Source organism: Enterococcus sp. C65 (genome assembly GCF_040887165.1).
GTDB lineage: Bacteria > Bacillota > Bacilli > Lactobacillales > Enterococcaceae > Enterococcus_B > Enterococcus_B hirae.
Genome location: NZ_JBFOFG010000021.1, coordinates 1 through 2,118, shown reverse-complemented (window position 1 = coordinate 2,118; position 2,118 = coordinate 1). Strand labels below are relative to the sequence as shown.

General features: G+C 38.5%; 2 protein-coding genes and 1 pseudogene. All 3 read right to left on the bottom strand.

The features are described 5' to 3' along the window. Positions 1-143: 143 nt before the first annotated feature. A complete protein-coding gene (gene bcrD, locus AB3I12_RS13235) occupies positions 144-974 on the bottom strand; it encodes a bacitracin resistance undecaprenyl-diphosphatase BcrD (protein WP_000242080.1) in 831 nt (276 codons plus the stop codon). Continuing rightward, positions 974-1,723 (bottom strand): ABC transporter permease, encoded by a 750-nt coding sequence (locus AB3I12_RS13230; protein WP_000933358.1) that lies wholly within the window; start codon positions 1,721-1,723, stop codon positions 974-976. The genes bcrD and AB3I12_RS13230 overlap by 1 nt, the downstream gene beginning before the upstream one ends. Next, positions 1,716-2,118: pseudogene (locus AB3I12_RS13225) on the bottom strand (ABC transporter ATP-binding protein); the annotation flags it as partial. The pseudogene AB3I12_RS13225 and the gene AB3I12_RS13230, both read right to left, overlap by 8 nt.

Below are 2,118 nucleotides of genomic sequence, written 5' to 3'. Positions count from 1 at the left end.
CATTGGTTTGTGTAAACGCAAAGAAACGGCGGCTCTGAAAATCAAAGCCACCGTTTCATAGGCGTGAAAATATGTCTGCTGTACGACGGCTTTTTTCTTTTGCCGTCGTGCGGCAGATTATTGCTTATGGAATTGTTTTTCTATCACATTACTGTTATAAGTACAACAAGTATACCAAGCACAATTCGATACCAACCAAACACCTTAAAATCATGTTTTTTGATAAAGTTCATTAGGAATTTAATTACTAAGACAGATACCGCAAATGCCACAGCCATACCGAGAACAAGAGCGAGCAGTTCTGCACTTGTAAAATCAAACCCGAATTTTAACAGCTTAAAAGCACTTGCTCCAAGCATAGTAGGTACTGCGAGGAAAAAAGTAAACTCTGCTGCTGCCACTCGTGAAACTCCTATGAGTAAAGCACCTATAATCGTTGCTCCCGACCGTGATGTGCCGGGTATAAGTGATAACACTTGAAATGCCCCTATCAAGATTGCTGTTTTATAGCTGATGTCAGAAAGTGCCATAGTAGTAGGAGTACGCTTTTTATTCCAATTTTCTATGAGAATGAATAACAAACCATAAAAGATTAACATGATTGAAATCACAATGGGGGTTTGGAGGTAAGCATCCAAATAATCATCAAATAAAATCCCCATAATACCTGACGGTATACAAGCCACTGCAACCTTGAACCACAACGAGAAAGTATCCTTTTTAACAAGTGGCTGCGATTTATCCTTTAGCTGAAATGGAAACATCTTGTTCCAAAACATTACAACCACTGCGAGTATAGCTCCAAGTTGAATAACAACAAAAAACATTTCTTTAAATGCTTCGCTCATATTAAGTGTGATAAATTTGTCCGCAAGAATCATATGTCCTGTGCTGCTGATAGGTAGCCACTCAGTAATACCCTCAACAATTCCAAGAAAAATAACTTTTAAAATTTCTATAAAATCAAGTACCATTATTTCAAATCCTCCTTTTTAAAATGATGAAAGGTCATAAGAAAACCAACTGCTGATACAAGAATAATAATAGATACAGACAGCAGTGTAGGATAGCCGGTACTCTGAAGTTTACCCTGCACCAAGAAATAGGTGGCTGTCCACGGATACAACGCTCCCCATTCTTGATTTGAAAGTGCGGCACTTCCCATGACAATCACGGCAGAGCCAATCATCGGGGCGACAAATCCTTTTGTTTTCATAGCAACAAACACAAAAGGAGAAACTGTTAAAAACATCAGGATACTGCCAAACAAAAACTTGGGGAGCCATACTATTGCCACTAGTAAGCTATATCCCTCCAATGTAAAGACAGCGTGATATAGCCCACAAGCGATAAATATACCTGCCCATGTTACAAGGGTGAGCATAACAATCCAAAGAAGCAGGGTGCAAAATTTTCCAATTAATAGTTTTGTCCTTGAAATGGGTATGGGCAATATGGTTTTGAGTGTGCTTTCTGTGTACTCTCTGCTAAACAAGTAAGCTGCAATTGCCACATATATCATAATGTTTACCAGCAGCATGATATACAGTACACTGTCGCTGTATATGTCAGACAAGGTAAAGATAATCTCCGGCTTATCAAAATGTGTTTGCAAGGCTTCTATTAACATCAAAAGTGGGGTAGATAATACCCCTGCCACACTAATTAGCACCATTTTTGAACGCTTTAGTTTTAATAATTCACAAGAAATAAGATTAAGCAATACCGCCACCTCCAATCAGTTTAGAAAAGTAGTCCTCTAAGTTTTCCTCACTATCATCTATCCTTGTCACGAGCAGTCCATTTCGTGCAAATTCTCGATTGATTTCTCCAACACTTTGGCTAAAGTCATAAATTCTCACCGTACCGTCCTGCACTGTAAAATCCGTCATGTGGTAGTGGCTTTCTAAAATCTTTCCAGCTATCTCACTGTCAGATAAATCAAATTGAATGTATTTTCGATTCCTTTTGTGAAGCTCGGATATATTCACTTCCTCTACTAAATGCCCCTCGTGCATAACGCCGATAATATCTGCTATCTGTTCAATCTCGCTTAAAACATGGCTTGAGATAAAAATGGTAATGCCATGATTGTGACTAAGTTCAGATAAAAATGAG

Excerpts from the sequence above, each read along its gene's own strand:
- bcrD (WP_000242080.1), bottom strand. The coding sequence starts at position 974 with ATGGTACTTGATTTTATAGAAATTTTAAAAGTTATTTTTCTTGGAATT.